Origin of the sequence: Acinetobacter sp. 1566109 (assembly GCF_000582255.1) — a bacterium.
GTDB classification, from domain to species: domain Bacteria; phylum Pseudomonadota; class Gammaproteobacteria; order Pseudomonadales; family Moraxellaceae; genus Acinetobacter; species Acinetobacter nosocomialis.
Window position 1 is genome coordinate 1 of record NZ_JEYB01000111.1, and the last position, 3,977, is coordinate 3,977.

General features: G+C 37.8%; 3 protein-coding genes, 1 tRNA gene and 1 pseudogene. 2 read left to right on the forward strand and 3 right to left on the reverse strand.

Features of this window, described 5'->3' with window-relative positions; genetic code table 11:
- Both J582_RS24245 and J582_RS24250 read right to left on the reverse strand, forming a co-directional pair.
- Window positions 1–301 (reverse strand): fumarylacetoacetate hydrolase family protein (locus J582_RS24245; protein WP_032048233.1); only part of this gene is annotated, 301 nt, incomplete at its 3' end.
- A 39-nt stretch (window positions 302–340) separates the two neighbouring features.
- Window positions 341–838 (reverse strand): YcxB family protein, encoded by a 498-nt coding sequence (locus J582_RS24250; RefSeq protein WP_004711841.1) that lies wholly within the window; start codon window positions 836–838, stop codon window positions 341–343.
- 223 nt (window positions 839–1,061) lie between these two features.
- Here J582_RS24250 and J582_RS24255 point away from each other — a divergent pair, with 223 nt between their 5' ends.
- Window positions 1,062–1,754: a nitroreductase family protein gene (locus tag J582_RS24255; RefSeq protein ID WP_031982330.1), complete on the forward strand. Its 693-nt coding sequence runs from the start codon at window positions 1,062–1,064 to the stop codon at window positions 1,752–1,754.
- A 116-nt stretch (window positions 1,755–1,870) separates the two neighbouring features.
- Here J582_RS24255 and J582_RS24260 read toward each other — a convergent pair.
- A tRNA-Arg gene (locus tag J582_RS24260) sits at window positions 1,871–1,947 on the reverse strand.
- Between the two features lie 592 nt (window positions 1,948–2,539).
- Between J582_RS24260 and J582_RS0105420 the strand changes: the two are divergent.
- A pseudogene (locus J582_RS0105420) lies at window positions 2,540–3,977 on the forward strand (hypothetical protein); the annotation flags it as partial.

Here is a 3,977-nt window from a genome sequence, read left to right on the forward strand (position 1 = left end):
ATTCATTTTGTAAGTCACGTAATGTTAAATCCAATCCTAAAGTCACTGCACCAATAGCTTGTAGTACTTTTTGCGGATCGGTTTCTCCTTTTAGTGGCTGATCAATACGTAAAACAAACTCACATTCGAAATGACAGCTACCCCAAGCAGGATTCCATGAAATACCGTCATCCAAACCAATCAAACTACTTGGAGGCTTGATAAACAATACTGGTCGTCCCGGCATTGCATTGTTCAGCTCTTTTACATGATCAGCATAACTTCTGCCCACACAAACGATTTTTGAAGGACGTGTTTTCATGAGGCTTCCTTTATTGTTGCGGCTAATAATTCCAATAACTTACTTCTTGAATGTATTTTCAAATATAGTTTGATCTGAAGCTTGAGCAAAGGCACGTTTCGGTACAATAATGACCGTTTTATTTTTTAACTCAAGCATATAAGTTAGTTTACCTTTGGCAAAAGTCTGTACATCACCATACTGTACAACTTGTTTACGGCCAGCGGCATAAAGCTCAAAGTAATCTTGGTATAAATCGATCCCCTGCTCGCTCTTACCAAATTGATAACGAACAAATTGACGTTTAAACATCATAGGTAAAAGCCAATAGCGCATTAAACCTTGCATAATCAGGAAAAAAATACCCAAAGCAACATAGTAGCGACCAACGCCTGATAAGCCTAAATAAAAACCCCAAATAACAATTGCAATACTAATAACAGGGGTTAAAAAACGTGTGAATTGTTTCTTTCCGAATGTCACCAAGCCAAACCCATCTTGAGACTCTTCTAAATTTAAATAATAACGTAAAGATAAAGCGCTTTTTTGCTCGGTCATCACTATGTATCAATATTGAATAAATCGAAACTATTAGAGCATATTCATCTACGCTTTAAAATGAATCAAAAGTGATTTTTTATTTTTGCTCGAACTATAAAGCCTTCACTCATACAAGCTGCTTACTCGTTTCATATATAGAACGTAGATTCATATTTTTAAGGCTTATTCCATATCTTTAAATTTATAAAATACTTCTATTGTCTCTTTAGTGGAATACGTCATGTCTTTCTTTGCAAAACTATTTGGCTTAAATCAAAAAACGACAGCTCAAGAAGATGTGGCTTTAAAAGCCGCTCAAGAGCTAGAATCTTCAAATGAAACTTCTTTTATAGAACTCATTAAGAACCGCCGCTCTATTTATGCAATTGGAAATAACTTAAATCAATCAAATGATGAAATTGAAAAGTTAATTCAAGAAGCAATCAGACACAGCCCTTCTGCTTTTAACTCTCAATCATCTCGCGCTGTCATTTTATTTGGACAATCACATCATAAATTCTGGAATACAGTTCTTGAAGTTTTAAAAAGTATTGTTCCAGCTGAAGCTGTATCTGGAACAGAACAAAAAATTCAAAGTTTTGCTGCTGGTGCAGGCACAGTTTTGTTTTATGAAGATCAGAACGTGGTTAAAGGTTTACAAGAACAGTTTGCAGCTTATGCTGATAATTTCCCGATCTGGTCAGAGCATTCAACAGCAATCGCACAATTTGCGGTCTGGAACATTTTAACCGAACAAGGTATTGGCGCTTCATTGCAACACTACAACCCAATTATTGATGAAAAAATTAATGTTTTATTTAATATTCCATCTGAATGGAAGCTAAGAGCTCAGTTAGTTTTTGGTTCTATTGAAGCTAAAGCTGGTGAAAAAACCTTTATTGATGATGAAAGTCGTTTTAAAACATTCGGATAATAGTTTTTTTGAATTTAGAACTTTTTAAAGCTGGTCGCCATGTGCACCAGCTTTTTTATTAGAATCCATATAAAATAGGCACAAAAAAACCGCTATATAGCGGTTAATTCTTCAAGTGGTGCGCTCAGAGAGATTCGAACTCCCGACCCCTTAGTTCGTAGCCAAGTGCTCTATCCAGCTGAGCTATGAGCGCGTACTTGATGGAGGGCATTATACGCAGTTTTTTCATTTTAGAAAGACCTTTTTCATCTTTTTGTCATCAAGCGTCTAGTTCTTAGCCATAATAAAATACCTCAGCAACATAGCTGTCCAAAAAAGGATTGTTTGCCCATAAAATGTATTTGAAATATTTTTTTGCAATTAAAGTTTTCTGTCTTCATCTATCCAATTTGGGCATTTTGGCCAAATTGACAGAAATAAAAGCCTAGCTTTTTAGTCAGGATTATATAAATAATATATTTCTACTTATGCAAAAGTATTTTTATAAATAAAATTATTTAGCATTAATAATTATAAAAAATAATAATAAAATGAGAGAAACATACATTCATCTTCAAACTATATATTATAAAAAAAATTATTATTTTTATGTCTAAATCAGAATGAATAACTAATTGTCAAAATATTATAAGTATCAAATTATTTGAGTAGAAATATGCATTGACACTTTTTGAGATCTACCCAATACTAAATTTTAATTATTGAGAAACATATCTCAATAATTGCCTAACGCAATAAATAAATACTTACTTAAAAATACATAAATATACAGGAAATAGACCATCATGTTCTTACTGAAAAATCTCGTATCTTCGATAACAAAAGTTACTCAGGACCTGGGTAATGTTGTATCGGTGAATCCTGTTGTAAACACAGGTTCTCCTGTTAATGTAAACGTTTCCGACATAAATATTGCTAATGGAAATGTTTCAACATCAGGCTTACTCTCTAATGTACTTTCAACTGTAACCAATACAGTCTCGCATGCTACAACAGGATTAGTTTCTGATGTAGTGGGTACCGTAACTGGTACTACAGGCTCAACAAATCCATTAGGAACCATAACCAATGTGGTAGGTGGTTTAACTGGTGGCGTGACTGGCGGTAGCCCTGTTGGTGGATTAACCAACGTTATTGGTGGTGTAACTGGCGCTATTGGCGGTGTAACTGGTGGTGCTACTGGTAGCAATCCTGTTGGTACCGTGACCGATATTATTGGTGGTGTCACTGGTGGTGTAGTCGGAGGTGGAACTTCTCCACTGGCACCAGTTGTTAACGTCGTACAAAGCGGTATTGACGTGCTACAAGGTGTCGAAAGTCTAAAAACCAGCATTATTGATACAGGCATTAATACTGTTGCGGACACTGTAGTTGGCGTACTTCCTCAAACTGAACATCCTGTTACTGATATTGCTCACCTCGGTACATTAACTTTTGAAACTTCTCGCGATACTGTAAATGGTGCTTTAGAAACAGTTTCTCATTTAGTAGGTGGTGACATCCAAGGAGCTACCCAATCTGCAACAGGTATTCTTGGAACACTTGTTCATAACGGTTCAACTGCAACTGGTATTTTAACTGACATTCTTGGTGGTGTGACAGGTGCTATTGGCGGTGTAACTGGTGGCGCTACTGGTGGCAACCCGCTTGGTACTGTAACTGACATTATTGGTGGGGTAACTGGCGCTATCGGTGGTGTAACTGGTGGCACTACTGGTGGTAACCCGCTTGGTACTGTAACTGACATTATTGGTGGGGTAACTGGCGCTATCGGTGGTGTAACTGGTGGCACTACTGGTGGTAACCCGCTTGGTACTGTAACTGACATTATTGGTGGGGTAACTGGCGCTATCGGTGGTGTAACTGGTGGCACTACTGGTGGTAACCCGCTTGGTACTGTAACTGACATTATTGGTGGGGTAACTGGTGCTATTGGCGGTGTAACTGGTGGTGCTACTGGCGGTAACCCGCTTGGTACTGTGACTGACATTATCGGTGGGGTAACTGGTGCTATCGGCGGTGTTACTGGTGGTACTACTGGCGGTAACCCGCTTGGTACTGTAACTGACATTATCGGTGGTGTGACGGGCGGGATTATTGGTGGTGGTGCATCTCCTATTTCCCCGGTTGTTGATGCCGTTCAAAGTGGTATTGATGTTCTTCAAGGTGTGGAAAGTTTAAAAACTAGCATTATTAATACAGGCATTAATACTGTTGCGGACA